General features: G+C 49.8%; 12 protein-coding genes and 1 tRNA gene. 2 read left to right on the top strand and 11 right to left on the bottom strand.

Annotated features, from left to right (window positions below; all coding sequences use genetic code 11):
• Positions 1-185 precede the first annotated feature (185 nt).
• Together gcvT and pepT are read right to left on the bottom strand one after the other, a co-directional pair.
• On the bottom strand, positions 186-1271 hold the full coding sequence (gene gcvT, locus B5F78_RS13910) for a glycine cleavage system aminomethyltransferase GcvT (protein WP_087250118.1): 1086 nt from the start codon (positions 1269-1271) through the stop codon (positions 186-188).
• Between the two features lie 116 nt (positions 1272-1387).
• Complete coding sequence (pepT, locus tag B5F78_RS13905) at positions 1388-2614, bottom strand: peptidase T (RefSeq protein WP_087406997.1); 1227 nt, start codon at positions 2612-2614, stop codon at positions 1388-1390.
• 202 nt (positions 2615-2816) lie between these two features.
• Between pepT and B5F78_RS13900 the strand changes: the two genes are divergently transcribed.
• Positions 2817-4031: a BamA/TamA family outer membrane protein gene (locus tag B5F78_RS13900; protein WP_087406996.1), complete on the top strand. Its 1215-nt coding sequence runs from the start codon at positions 2817-2819 to the stop codon at positions 4029-4031.
• 253 nt (positions 4032-4284) lie between these two features.
• On the opposite strand, the gene B5F78_RS13895 is transcribed toward B5F78_RS13900, so the two are convergent.
• The 9 genes from B5F78_RS13895 to B5F78_RS13855 all read right to left on the bottom strand — a co-directional run bounded on the left by B5F78_RS13895 (position 4285) and on the right by B5F78_RS13855 (position 13566).
• Positions 4285-5691 carry an amidophosphoribosyltransferase gene (locus B5F78_RS13895; protein ID WP_022039641.1) on the bottom strand — a complete coding sequence of 469 codons (1407 nt, stop codon included), beginning with the start codon at positions 5689-5691 and terminating at the stop codon, positions 4285-4287.
• A 119-nt stretch (positions 5692-5810) separates the two neighbouring features.
• On the bottom strand, positions 5811-6650 hold the full coding sequence (locus tag B5F78_RS13890; RefSeq protein WP_087406995.1) for an alpha/beta hydrolase: 840 nt from the start codon (positions 6648-6650) through the stop codon (positions 5811-5813).
• A gap of 106 nt (positions 6651-6756) precedes the next feature.
• Positions 6757-8751 carry an OPT family oligopeptide transporter gene (locus B5F78_RS13885; RefSeq protein WP_087406994.1) on the bottom strand — a complete coding sequence of 665 codons (1995 nt, stop codon included), beginning with the start codon at positions 8749-8751 and terminating at the stop codon, positions 6757-6759.
• A 318-nt stretch (positions 8752-9069) separates the two neighbouring features.
• Complete coding sequence (locus B5F78_RS13880) at positions 9070-10083, bottom strand: FAD:protein FMN transferase (RefSeq protein WP_087406993.1); 1014 nt, start codon at positions 10081-10083, stop codon at positions 9070-9072.
• Positions 10084-10208: 125 nt separating this feature from the next.
• The gene (locus tag B5F78_RS13875) at positions 10209-10781 is read right to left on the bottom strand and encodes a manganese efflux pump MntP (RefSeq protein WP_087213331.1); all 573 of its coding nucleotides are present in this window, start codon (positions 10779-10781) and stop codon (positions 10209-10211) included.
• A gap of 116 nt (positions 10782-10897) precedes the next feature.
• A complete protein-coding gene (locus B5F78_RS13870; protein ID WP_087213328.1) occupies positions 10898-11611 on the bottom strand; it encodes a DUF6048 family protein in 714 nt (237 codons plus the stop codon).
• Entirely contained in the window at positions 11559-12071 is a 513-nt protein-coding gene (locus tag B5F78_RS13865) for a DUF6452 family protein (protein WP_087397039.1), read from the bottom strand. Before B5F78_RS13865 ends, B5F78_RS13870 begins: the two co-directional genes overlap by 53 nt.
• 2 nt (positions 12072-12073) lie before the next feature.
• Complete coding sequence (locus B5F78_RS13860; protein ID WP_087406992.1) at positions 12074-13024, bottom strand: glycosyltransferase family 2 protein; 951 nt, start codon at positions 13022-13024, stop codon at positions 12074-12076.
• Between the two features lie 11 nt (positions 13025-13035).
• Positions 13036-13566 (bottom strand): DUF4199 domain-containing protein, encoded by a 531-nt coding sequence (locus B5F78_RS13855; RefSeq protein ID WP_087397041.1) that lies wholly within the window; start codon positions 13564-13566, stop codon positions 13036-13038.
• A 342-nt stretch (positions 13567-13908) separates the two neighbouring features.
• Between B5F78_RS13855 and B5F78_RS13850 the strand changes: the two genes are divergently transcribed.
• Positions 13909-13982: transfer RNA gene (locus B5F78_RS13850), tRNA-Thr, on the top strand.
• Positions 13983-14198 lie beyond the last annotated feature (216 nt).

The raw sequence follows: 14198 nt of genomic DNA, 5'->3' as shown, positions 1-14198 counted from the left end.
TGATGAGGAAGATAGCGGGCTATCTGACGAAGAACAGAAGCGGAAAGGACCAAAAAATCGCCCAAAGCACACACGAAAACGGATACATCAAGACGAGAAAAACTTTTTGGAGAAATTCAAAACAGTTTCTTAGTTTACTTCGTAAATCGAAAAACAGTAATTATACATTCTCTGCGGTGAAAACATCACTTGCGGAAAGGCGGCTTCACGACTTGTGCTTTCAGCTTCCGCCCGCGGTTGTCCAGATAGATTTCCGTACCGGGTTTCGAGAAAGCGGTTTGTACATAGCCCAAACCGATACCTATCTTGCGAGTAGGCGACATGGTGCCCGAAGTGACATGTCCGATTTCATTTCCATCGGCATCCGCCAACTTATAGCCGTGGCGTGGGATGCCGCGGTCTACCATCTCAAAACCTACCAGCTTGCGGGCAACACCTTCGGCTTTCTGCTTTTCGAGTGCTGCACGATTGGGGAAATCCTTGCCTTCTACAAACTTTGTAATCCACCCCAGTCCGGCTTCGAGGGGCGATGTGGTATCATCGATGTCATTGCCGTACAGGCAGAAACCCATCTCTAAGCGCAACGTGTCGCGTGCGCCCAATCCGGCAGGCTTGATGCCGAACTCGGCTCCAGCTTCGAAGATAGCGTCCCAAATGTGTATCGCATCTTGCGGATAGAAATAAAGTTCGAAGCCTCCGGCTCCGGTATAGCCAGTATTCGAGAGAATCACTTGCGGTACTCCGGCAAAATCGCCCACACAGAAATGATAATAGGGTATCTCTGCCAGATTTACCGAGGTCAGTTTCTGCAACACAGACAAAGCTTTCGGTCCCTGTATGGCAAGTTGTGCCATACGGTCGGAAGCGTTTTCCAGTTCAGCACCGGCACGGTTGTGCGATACACACCAGTCCCAGTCTTTCCCGATGTTGGCGGCATTTACCACCAGCATATACTTTTCCGGCTCATAGCAATACACCAGCAAGTCATCGACGATCCCCCCGGTTTCATTGGGAAAGCACGTATATTGTACCTTACCCGGCGTGAGCACAGCCGCATTGTTCGAAGTAATATCTTGGATAAACTGGAGCGCATAAGGACCTTTCACCCAAAATTCGCCCATGTGTGAGACGTCGAACACGCCCACGGCGTTGCACACCGTAAGATGTTCGTCAATGATTCCAGAATATTCGATAGGCATATTGTAGCCCGCAAATTCGTGCATCTTTGCGCCAAGCGCGATGTGTTTCTCTGTAAATGGAGTTGTTTTCATCTGTTTTTCATGTTAAGGTTTATTATTAAGGTCATCACCACAGATTAACCGATTTTTTTTATCAACAAATCAGGAGTTAAACATAGTTATACTCCTGATTCGCATAATTAACAAAATCAATACCGCCTGGCGGTAAGCTCGGCAATCTTCACTACCACCTTCATGGCTTTCTCTATAGACTGTATGGGCACAAACTCGTAACGCCCGTGGAAGTTCAAGCCGCCGGCAAAGAGGTTTGGACAGGGCAGGCCTTTAAACGAGAGCTGGGCACCATCCGTACCTCCGCGGATAGCTTTCACTTTCGGCTCCACACCTGCCTCCTGCATGGCAGCAAAAGCGATATCAATGATGTGCATCAGCGGCTCTACCTGCTGGCGCATGTTGTAGTATTGGTCTTTCACCTCTACCATTACCGTACCCGCTCCGTATTTTTCGTTCAGCTTGTCGGCACACACTTTCATCAGCGCCTTGCGTGCCTCAAATTTCACACGGTCATGATCGCGGATAATGTACGAAACCGTAGTATGTTCCACCTCTCCTTCCATACCTATCAGGTGGAAGAAACCTTCGTAACCTTCGGTCGTGGCAGGAGTTTCGGCATCAGGGAGCAAGGACACGAACTCGTTTGCTACCAGCAACGAATTGACCATCTTGCCTTTGGCATATCCAGGATGCACGTTCAGACCTTTTACCTGCACCTTTGCCGAAGCCGCATTGAAATTCTCAAACTCCAGCTCGCCCACTTCGCCTCCGTCCATCGTGTATGCCCATTTGCATCCGAACTTCTCCACATCGAACTTGTGCGCTCCCAGTCCGATTTCCTCGTCAGGATTGAAACCGATGCGGATTTTTCCATGCTTGATTTCGGGATGTTCCTTCAGATAAGCCATTGCCCCTACGATTTCGGCAATGCCTGCCTTATCATCGGCTCCCAGCAGGGTTCGCCCGTCAGTCACTATCAAGTCCTCGCCTATATGGTCGAGCAATTCGGGAAACTGTCCGGGTGACAACACGATACCTTCTTCCTCACACAAGGGTATATCCTGACCTTGGTAATCGGCCACAATGCGCGGACGTACATCCGCACCCGACATATCGGGACTGGTATCCATGTGAGCGATGAAACCAATGGTAGGGATATCACGGTCCACATTAGCCGGAAGGGTAGCAAAAAGGTAACCGTTCTCGTCGAGTGAGATTTCCTCCAGCCCTAATGCTTCCAATTCCGATTGCAAATATTTGGCGAACACCATCTGTCCGGGAGTGCTGGGTGTCACACCGGCATTCTCGTCCGACTGAGTGTCGAAAGAAACGTACTTCAAAAAACGTTCTATTACTGTCATAATCTTTTAAGTTAAATTTTTAGCAATGATTAGTGATGTAAAAGTAGAAAATAGCCGGCATACCGCCAAACATACGAAGTTAAAAAGCTATACCGAGACCATTAAAAAGCCATACAAGACCACAAACTTAATTAAGTTCTTCTAATTTTAAGCCTCCAAGTGCCCAAGTTTTTATACCTTTGCGACTGATAACATTTTGAATATGAAAAAACTGATTACACTCTGCATCCTGTGCTTGACGGCATCGCTCGGCTTTGCCCAAGAGACGGACACCCTCCGGCTTCCTGCCGACACGCTTTCCCCGCCAATGACTCTGAGCAAGAAAGAACTGCACCGCCAGAAGGTAGCACGACGAAACTTCCATTACAATATATTGGGAGGACCCAGCTTCAGCCCCGACTTCGGATTTCTGGTAGGCGGAAGTGCACTGATGACGTTCCGCATGAATCCCAAAGACACTACCATGCGCCGCTCAGTACTCCCCTTTGCCATGGCATTCATCTTCAAAGGCGGACTGAATATCCAAGTAAAGCCCCAACTGTTTTTCAAGAACGACCGCTTCCGCATCTTCGGACAATTCACCTACAAAAACACGCAAGAGAACTTCTACGGCGTGGGCTATTCTACCAACAAAAATTACGAGCGGAGTGACAGTACCAGCCAATACCGCTACAGTGGTGTACAGATAAACCCCTGGTTTCTGTTCCGCATCAAGGAGACCGACTGGTTTATCGGTCCGCAAATCGACCTGAACTACGACAAGATAAGCAGTCCGGCAAAGCATCTGGCACACCAAGCAGATTACGTGCGCGCCGGAGGTACCGAATCGGGCTACAAAAACTTCAGCTCGGGCATCGGCTTCCTCGTCACCTACGACACGCGTGACATCCCTGCCAACCCTTACCGAGGGCTGTACTTCGACATCCGTGGACTGCTGTACCAGAAATGGCTGGGAAGTGACAACTATTTCTACCGCTTTGAGCTGGACTACCGCCAATACAAGTCGGTAGGCGAACGGAAAGTGCTCGCCTGGACGGTACAGACCAAGAACGTATTCGGCAACAACATTCCACTGAACAAATACGTGCTGAGCGGTACGCCGTTCGACCTGCGCGGATACTACATGGGGCAATACCGCGACAAGAGCGGCCACGTGGCACTGGTGGAATACCGCCAGATGTTCAACACCGACCGCAGCAACTGGCTGAAGCGCATCGTCCACCACTTGGGCTTCGTAGCCTGGGGAGGAGCCGGATTCATGGGTCCTAATCCGGTGAAGATAGAAGGCGTGTTGCCCAACGCCGGCTTGGGCCTGCGCATCGAAGTGCAGCCGCGCATGAACGTCCGCCTCGACTTCGGGCGCAACTTCATCAACCGCCAGAACCTGTTCTACTTCAACATGACAGAAGCGTTCTGATCCGTCGATAAGTAATCAATAATATACGACAAGCTCTGAAAACACAGATTTTCGCGGATTAACGCAGATTTGGCAGGTAATTATAGCCACTCGGAAATATGCAACTATATCCGTCCGTGTGTGCATATATATGCCCTCCGTATCCATTATAGTTGCATCACAACGGTAATGACAATGACAACAGACAATTGACAACTACTCCGGCTTAGAATAATGGTCAATTATCCATTGCCAATTGGTGAGAAAAGGGAAATCAGAAGCGACTCGAACCGTCGAAGCAATGCGTGCAGACCTTGCACTTAGGCAAGCCTATGGCGTTTATCAGCGTCTCCAGCGTATTGAATTTCAACGATGTGAGACCAAATCGCGCACGGATACGTTCTACCAGTTCATTGTACTCGGGTGAGCCGGTAGTGGCATAGCGGTCTAATTTCGCATTGCCGTCACCTTCTATCTCTTCGATAATGCGGCGAGTAATCAGTTCCATGTCGCTCTTCGACGAGGTAAAGGCGATGAACGGACAGCCGTAAATCAGCGGCGGGCAGGCGATACGCATGTGGATTTCCTTGGCACCATAGTCGTAGAGGATTTTCACGTTGTCGCGCAACTGGGTGCCACGCACGATGGAGTCATCGCAGAACAACACCCGTTTGCCTTGCAGCATGGCACGGTTGGGGATGAGTTTCATTTTTGCCACCAGCGAGCGCATCTCCTGATTACTGGGTGTGAAGCTGCGCGGCCAGGTAGGAGTGTACTTGGCAATGCCACGGTGATAAGGTACGCCTTTGCCCTCGGCATAGCCCAACGCCATGCCTACACCCGAATCGGGAATGCCGCAGGCGCAGTCCACTTCCGACTCATCGGTACGTCCCATCTCGTAACCGCTCTTGAAGCGCACTTCTTCTACGTTGCGCCCCTCGTAGCACGACACGGGGAAGCCATAATACACCCACAGGAAGGAGCATACCTGCATCTCCTCGTTGGGCTTGCGCAGCTGCTCTACGCCTCCGGCACGCACACGGACTATCTCGCCCGGTCCCACGTAGCCGGTTATCTCGAAATCAAGGTTGGGCAGGCTGCACGACTCACTGGTCACGGCATATGCGCCCTCTTTCTTTCCGATGATGATGGGCGTCCGTCCCAGCCGGTCACGGGCAGCGATGATACCATCCTCGGTAAGAAGCAGCATCGAGCACGAGCCTTTCACCTTGGCATATACGTTTTCGATGCCCTCGACGAAATTTTTTCCTTGCACGATGAGCAATGCTACCAGCTCGGTAGGGTTGGTTTTCCCCATACTCATTTCGGCAAAGTGCATATTGGCATCCAGCAATTCTTTCTCCAGTTCGGAGATATTATTGATTTTGGCGACCGTCACTATCGCAAACCGTCCCAGATGTGAATTAATCATAATGGGTTGTGGGTCGGTATCACTGATAACGCCGATACCCGATTTGCCCTTAAACTTTGATAACTCCGACTCGAATTTGGTACGGAAGTACGAATTGTCTATACTATGAATCGACCTTGCGAAACCCGATGTTTCATCGTAAGTAGCCATCCCTGCACGTTTGGTTCCCAAGTGCGAATTGTAATCCGTACCGTAAAACAAATCGGTCACACATTCAGCCATAGAGACTGTTCCGAAAAAACCACCCATTTTTGCTATGTTAAGTTGTTAAAATTGTAAAGTAAGTAAATCGCCTGCAAAATTACAGAAAAGTACCGAAAAAACAGCTGGCGGAAAGAGAATTTTCCTTCCAGCCAGCTTCTGTATGTTTAGCGGTCGAGCTCACGCAGCCATTTCTCCAGTTCACCGGTCCATTGGCGTTTGTAAAGGAAGCTGTCGCGGAATCCCCAGCCGTGTCCGCCGACGGGATAGGTGTGCAGGCTTGCCGAGACACCGTTTTTCACCAGTGCCGTATAATAGTTCACGCTGTTGGCTACGGGTACGGCACCGTCATCGCTGCTGTGCATGATGAATGCCTGAGGAGTTTCGGGTGTGACTTGCTGTTCGTTCGAGTACTTTTGTTCGAGTTCTTTTGAAGGATTCTTTCCTAACAGGTTGTCGTGAGAACCCATGTGGGTGTAAGCAGGATCCATCGTAATGACTGGATAGAACAGAATCTGGAAGTCGGGACGTGTCTCTGCGTCTGTAAAATGGGTTGCGGCGGTACTTGCCAGATGTCCGCCTGCCGAGGCGCCCATGATGCCCAGCTTTTGGATGTTCCATTCTTTTGCATGCTGGCGCATGATGCGGAGTGCCTGTTGGGCATCGCTCAGGGGGACTTCATTGTTTCCGTTAGGCATACGGTAGGTCAGTACGGCGTATGTAATGCCTTGGCTGTTGAACCAGTTTGCCATATCATGCCCTTCGTGGTTCATGGCGAGATGGCTGTATCCACCTCCCGGGCACATCACGATGGCAAGTCCGTTGCTTTCTTTAGCGGGATAGACTTCGATGGTCGGTTCTGCTACATAGAGCGGACCTTTTTCCACTTGGCTGGTCATGCCGTTGTCATTGGGCGCGCCGTTTTGCCATAACTTGATTTTGACTGGTTCCTGCGCCGCAAGCAGCGTAGAAACAAAGAGTAAACTCATTAATGCTAACTTTTTCATGGTGTTTTATTTTTTTATTAGGTGACTAGGTACTAGGGACTAGGTGACTAGGCTTTGAATAGTTTTGCTAATGGTATCTAAAACCTAGTACCTAGTACCTTGTCATCTAGTCAACTTTATTGATGTTCATACTCGCTTTTACTAAATATATAATAAGGAGTGCGTATGCAATGAGCGATACCACTTGGCTCATCGGGTTTTCCAGCCATGCCTCGTTCACCAAGTTAATACCTCCGAAACGCATCGCGGCGCTTATCACACCCATCAGTGCACCGCCGGCTATGAAGCCCGAAGCCAGTAAAGTGCCCTTTTCTCCACGCGCCGCATTGATCGCTTCGTCCTTGCTACGGGTGGTGACGTACCAGTTGATGGCACCGCCTACAATAAGCGGCAGGTTCAGCTCCAAGGGGATAAACATACCTAAGGCAAAGGCAAGTGCCGGGACTTTGAAATAAGTCAGCACCAATGCCAGTGCGGCACCGATGCCATAGAGCAGCCACGGAGCCGACACACCGTTCATCAGCGGGTCGATGACGGCAGCCATGGCATTGGCTTGCGGTGCGGCAAGTGCGCCCGAAGAGAATCCGTAGGTCTTGTTCAATATCATGATAACGCCGCCTACGGTAGCAGCCGATACCAGTGTGCCCAGGAATTTCCACGTCTGTTGCTTGGCGGGCGTGCTTCCCAGCCAATAGCCGATTTTCAGGTCGGTAATGAAGCCGCCTGCCATCGAGAGGGCGGTACATACCACGCCTCCCATAACCAATGCCGCAACCATGCCCGTAGCACCTTTCAGCCCTACGGCAACCATCACCACCGATGCCAAAATCAGGGTCATCAGTGTCATGCCCGATACGGGATTGGTACCCACGATGGCAATGGCATTGGCGGCTACCGTGGTGAACAGGAACGAGATGCCTGCCACAAGGATGATTGCTACAACGGTGTGCAGCAAATTGCCTTGCATCACATCGAAATAGAAGAACAACGCCACAAGGATAATGGTGACAATCGACCCGATGGCGATGATTTTCATCGACAAGTCTTTCTGTGTGCGCACCACGCCGGCATCTGCCTTCTTGCCTTTCATCTCTTTGGCGGCAAGCCCTACGGCACTCTTGATGATGCTCCACGAGCGCACGATGCCGATAATGCCCGCCATGGCGATGCCTCCGATGCCGATACTCTTGGCATATTCGGCGAAGATGGTTTCGGGCGACATCGAGCCTACGGTCTGCGTGATAGCCGGATTCCAGGCGTTCAATACCTGGTCGCCCCACAGCATTGCGATGCCCGGCACGATGATAATCCATACGGCGAGCGAGCCGGCGCAGATAATGGCGGCATATTTCAACCCTACGATATACCCCAGCCCCAAGACCGCTGCTCCGGTATTGATTTTAAGCACCAGCTTCGCCTTGTCGGCAATCGTTTCACCCCAGCCACACACGCGGGTAGTGAAGTTCTCGTTCCACCACCCGAAGGTAGCTACGATAAAGTCGTACAGACCGCCGATGAGTCCGGCAAAGAGCAACGGTTTCGCCTGGCTTCCTCCCTTTTCGCCCGAAATCAGCACCTGCGTGCTGGCGGTGGCTTCGGGAAAAGGATATTCGCCGTGCTTCTCGCTTACGAAATACTTGCGGAAAGGAATGAGAAACAGGATACCAAGGATACCTCCCAGCAAAGAGCTGATGAACATCTGGAAGAAGTCGACCGTCATTTCCGGATACTTGTCCTGAAGGATGTAAAGTGCCGGAAGGGTGAATATGGCTCCGGCTACGATAACGCCCGAACATGCTCCGATGGACTGGATGATGACGTTTTCGCCCAGTGCGCTTTTACGCTTGGCGGCTCCAGACACTCCCACGGCAATGATGGCGATGGGGATGGCGGCTTCGAATACCTGCCCCACTTTCAACCCCAAGTATGCCGCCGCTGCCGAGAAGAGTATTGCCATGGCAATGCCCCACGTCACCGACCAGGCATTTACTTCAGGATAATTCTTGTCGGGCGACATCAGGGGGTGGTATTGTTCGCCCGGTTTCAGTGGACGGAACGCGTTTTCGGGCAGTCCCGTCGGTTTTTCATCTGTTTCTTTCATGTTGTGTTATTATTTTTAGTTTCAATTTATCTTTTCGTGCCAGATAAAGCCTTATGCATCGTTCCCGGTGTAATGTAAACTGTCAGCTATTAATTATTAATTATTAATTGTTAATTATGCGAATCAGTAGTTAAACGTAGTTATGTTTCACAGGAGTTATCACTTCGTTCAGGAGTTACAGGCCAATAGTCTTACTTCTGAAACCGGCGCAAAAAGGTATTGGCATCTAACTTCCAGCCCGCCCTGCGGGCGATAACTACCTATAACTCCCTTTTAACTCCTGATTGGCATTATTAATTGTTAATTATTAATTATAACCTATCTTGCTATGTACTTCTCCATCCCTTCGGTGTAGTAGATGTCCGTCTTTCCGTCGTCTTTGCTATAGATAAAGTATGCGTCCAGCTCGGGATGGGCACGGCAGACGGCTTTGGCAGAATCCAGCCCCAATACCATGAAGGCGGTAGCGTAAGCATCTGCCTTGGCACAGTTGTCGGCGATGACCGTAGCCGAGAGGATGTTGTGCTGTATCGGGTAGCCTGTACGCGGGTCGATGGTATGGGCGTATTTCTTGCCGTCCTTGTAATAGAAGTTGCGGTAGTTGCCCGAAGTGGCAAGCCCTACGCCGCTCACCTGAAGTACGGTCTGCAGTTCCTGGTTCACTGCCAGCGAGTCGTCTATGGGCTTGTTGATGCCGATACGCCAGGGTTTCATCTGCGCGTTTTCGCCTTTCATCACCAGTTCTCCCCCGATGTCTACCATATAGTTGCGTATCCCTTTCCGGTCCAGCAGGCGTGCCACACAGTCTACACCGAAGCCTTTGGCAATGGCACTGCAGTCCAGCATCGTGCGCGGGTCGTTCTTGACAATCCTTCCGTTTTCCAGCTTCACCTTATCGTATCCGACGAATTGGCGCAAGCTGTCGATGGTAACCGAATCTACTTGCGATGCATTCTTGAACCCGAATCCCCAGGCATTCACCAGCGGAGCAACGGTAATGTCGAACGCGCCGTGTGTCTCTTCCGATACCTGCCGGGCAAGGCGGTACACATAGTCGAACAGGGAGTCGGTCTGCATATCCGTATTGTCGTTGATGCGCGTAATGACCGATGCCTTGTTGAAAGGCGAAAGCGAACGGTCTACCCGTTGCAGCTCGGCTTCTATCTCGGCTTTCAGGTTCTCTTTCGACTGGTAAGTGATTTTATACATCGTACCGAACACCAGCCCCTGGTCGGTCTGGTAAGGTGCCTGCTTGCGCAATATCCATACGGTGCCCACGACGAGCAGCAGCAGGAAAGGGATTTGCCATTTCAGTCCGTTTTTTTTCTTCATGTTTTCTATTGTTTTTATATCTGTTTAATAGGTGACGAGGTAACAAGTTGACGAGTTGACGAGGTTCTCAGATAGTTTTGCCAATGGTATCTAAAAACCTTGTCACCTGGTACCTTGTTAACTCGTTACCTGGAGAGCAAGTGTTCGCAAAGTATCTTTACGCCGATACCTATCAATACCAGCCCGCCGAACAATTCCATCCGCAAGTTGAAGCGTTTCCCGAAAAAGATGCCGATAAGGCTTCCTGCCAGCGAGAGGACGAACGAGGCAAGCCCGATGGCAACGAGCGGAAGAAGCAGGCTCTGTAGCTCCTTGAATCCGGTGAAGGCAAACGAGATGCCCACCGCCAGTGCATCAATGCTGGTAGCAATGGCAAGGGTGATGATGACCTTCAGCCGGGTAGGGTCGAAGCTGTGTTCTTCGCTGTCCTTGAAATGCTCGCGTATCATGCGGATGCCTAAAAAAGCGAGCAGCCCGAAGGCTACCCAATGGTCGTAAGCCTCGATGAGGTGGCTGAAATGGCTTGCCCCAAGCCAGCCCAGCAAAGGCATCAAAGCCTGGAAAAAGCCGAAAAAGAACGCCATCGTCAGAAACGTATTCCACCGGATGCGCCGTAATATGATGCCGCTGGTGACGGACACCGTGAAGCAATCGATGGCGAGGCTCACGGCAAGCAAAAGAATTGCGAATATACCCATTTGTGTCAGTTATTAGTTAGTTGACAAGGTGACAAGTTAACAAGGTGACGAGGTTTCAGATACTTTGGTTAACTATTCAAGACCTTGTCACCTTGTCTCCTTGTCACCTTGTTCCCTTAAAACGGAAGATTATAAATCAAGTTATACGTCAGGTTGAAGCTGCTGCTGGCGTTCTTGCCAAAGCCGGGCACGTACCAAGGGACCGAGTTCTCGTGATTATCGATGCTCATGCGCATCTTGTAGCGCACCGCCCATCCCATGTGGAAACGTTTGTAAATCCTTACCTTGATGCCTACCACACCTTCCAGCCAGCTTGCCTTGCTTTTCATGCCCGAATACGAAAAAGGCACCGTAGTCCCTCCATAATTGGGGTCAGTCATGTCAGGTCCGCTCACGTCGTAGGTGAACGAACTCATGCCGTAACGCAGGCCCACATACAGATAACCGGGCAGGTAAGGCTTCAGGTAGAACACGTTATAGTCCATGCCTATCCGGAAATAAGGCGCCGATGTCTTGTAGTGCATGTCGTTGGCATCATTGACGACATCGGTTTTCCCGTAACCTATTTCGAGGGTAGGCAAAAAACGGTTCTTCAGGTTACTTTGCAATAAAATTTCGCTGCTCATGATGTCTCCTCCCAGCAGGTAGCCGCCTATGCCGGCTATTTCCACGCCGATAGAACTTCCCTGATAGAACGGGGAAGCCTTGTAGTCGGCCTTTAGCTGCTCCTTGTCTTTCTTTTGTGCCCATGACGGGGCAGGGAACAGAAAGAGAAGGCTACTGCTCAACACCAGAAACAGTGAAATAGATGCGGATATTTTCTTTCTCATTGTTGTCTATATTCGGGTTAGTGATGGTGATAGAGTCGAGCCTGTGGTGGGTGTGCGCCGTACCGGTGATTTCGTAGAACATCATGCTTCCGCAATCCAGGTTGGTGAAATACGGGATGTTCCGGTGGTCAATCCGGATGGTGTCGCGTCCCACATAACCGACATCCAGCGCGTGATAGATAAAGACAAACTGGGTGTAGGCATCGTAGCTCAAAGGAAGGCTGAAGCTGCTTGCCGCCGCCTCCTGATTGATAAGCGTGTCAGATACAAGCGTATCAGAAGAAGTGGTCTGACCTACAATAGTGATGGTGTCAGAAGTATTGAATGTCCGTCCGTTTTGGTCTACCAGCGAAAAATGCAGGTACGACAAGGCGTTGGGCGGGCAGTTTTCCACTTCACAGCCTGGAACCAACAGTCCTGCTAACGCCAATATGCAGAATATGACCGGTAGTCTTTTCATCGTTACAGTTCTTTTTCGATTTGATACTTGTTTCGTTCGGGAGCGTTGCGGGCTATCAGTTCGCCGATGAATCCGGCAAGGAACAATTGCGTGCCGATAACCATCGTGGTCAGCGCCAGGTAGAAGTACGGGCTTTCGGTCACCAGCCGGTACGGATTTCCGCAATACATGTCGTGCAGCTTGTTGAATCCGATAACAGCCACCGATATGAATCCCAACAAAAACATAATAGAACCCAGAAAGCCGAAGATGTGCATCGGCTTCACCCCGAAAGTGGAAAGAAACCATAACGTAAGCAGGTCGAGGTAACCGTTTACGAAACGGTTCAGCCCGAATTTGGTCTTTCCGTACTTACGTGCCTGATGATGCACCACCTTTTCACCGATTCTGGCAAATCCTGCATTTTTTGCCAGGTACGGGATATACCGGTGCATTTCGCCATACACTTCGATGTTCTTCACCACTTCACGCCGGTATGCCTTCAGCCCGCAGTTGAAATCGTGCAGGTTGTGTATGCCCGACACCGCCCGTGCCGTTGCATTGAAAAGCTTAGTGGGTATGGTTTTCGAGAGCGGGTCATAGCGTTTCTGTTTCCAGCCCGAAACCAGGTCATACCCGTCCTCCGTAATCATCCGGTACAGTTCCGGAATTTCGTCGGGACTGTCTTGCAGGTCGGCATCCATGGTAATGACCACATCGCCTTCTGCCCGTTCGAATCCGCAGTACAGGGCGGGCGACTTCCCGTAATTACGGCGGAACTTGATGCCTTTCACCTCCGGATTGCTTTTGCTCAGTTCCTCAATGACATTCCACGAGCGGTCGGTGCTTCCGTCATTGACGAAGATGATTTCATACGAAAAATGATTGGCATCCATTACCCGTTTTATCCATGCATGCAGTTCGGGCAACGACTCGGCTTCATTATATAAAGGGATGACTACTGATATGTCCATAATACTGATTTTTATTTTTTATATTTCATAACTAACAAGCCTGTAGGCAAGGCAAGCAAAATGCCATAGAATACATTCTGCGTAATGAGTTGAAAGGTGAGTTGAATGGGACTCAGGGAAGCTATCGTATCAAAAGCAAGCATAAGCTGGTCTATGGAAGTTGCCAGTTCACCTTGAAGCATAGCCTTTGCCTCGTTCAGCTGTTGCCTGTACATGTCAAACAAGAATCCTTGGTCGATAAACCGGAAGTAAAGATAGTGCCCTACCGCCGCCAGCATGGCCGCAAAGACATACATGCATACGGTAAAGATGAAAGCACGGAAAAACGGAATGGTTCCGTTGCAATATGTATTCCGGAATTTGCGTGCATACAAGTATCCCAATATGGGGACAAACAGCGTACCCAATATAAAAAGGAGTTGCAGCAAGGGAATTTTAAACCCTAATGGAAGAAAAATGAATTTGATAATCCAAAAGATTCCCATATAGGTTCCGAATCTCATTGCATGCTCTTGAATACCGATTGGTCTGTCTGGTGTCATTTTCTTTACTTTAAATAGATTAAAAGAGTATACCCTCCGTAACGGATAACTTTATTTGCGTACAAAAGTACGTTTTTTGTACTTATTCAGCGTAATAAAAGCATGAAAAATGACGTCTCTTCATTTTTTTCTGCATTTTTTTCAGAAGACGTATTGCATATTCAGAAAAAATACCTACCTTTGCACCCGCAATCAAGAAATATCGCGCCGATAGTTCAGGGATTGCAAGATTTTTGAAATACGGGTAAGTCCCATACGGCCAGCTCCCTTCGAATCCTCCAGGGCTTGATCGCAGCAAAGGTAGTTGGTTGTAGCGGCGCGATATGGTAAGCTTACCCACCTGCCTCTTTAGCTCAGTTGGCCAGAGCACGTGATTTGTAATCTCGGGGTCGTTGGTTCGAATCCGACAAGAGGCTCGAAAAAAAGGTTGCTTTCTGTAAAAGGAAGCAACCTTTTCTTTTAGGAACTGTTTTGAATTTATCGTGCGATGATTCTCACCACAGAGGAGGCAGGAGGCACACAGATTTAGAAGCTGTTTTGAATTTATCGTGCGATGATTGGGGATGAGTTTTTGAGGCATTTTCGCTTCTGTGATGAGGAAGATAGCGGGCTATCTGACGAAGAACAGGAGC

The sequence above is a fragment of the Bacteroides sp. An279 genome, assembly GCF_002159615.1.
GTDB lineage: Bacteria > Bacteroidota > Bacteroidia > Bacteroidales > Bacteroidaceae > Phocaeicola > Phocaeicola intestinalis.
Note: the sequence above shows the minus strand (reverse complement) of the source record. Positions and strands in the feature narration are given on the sequence as shown.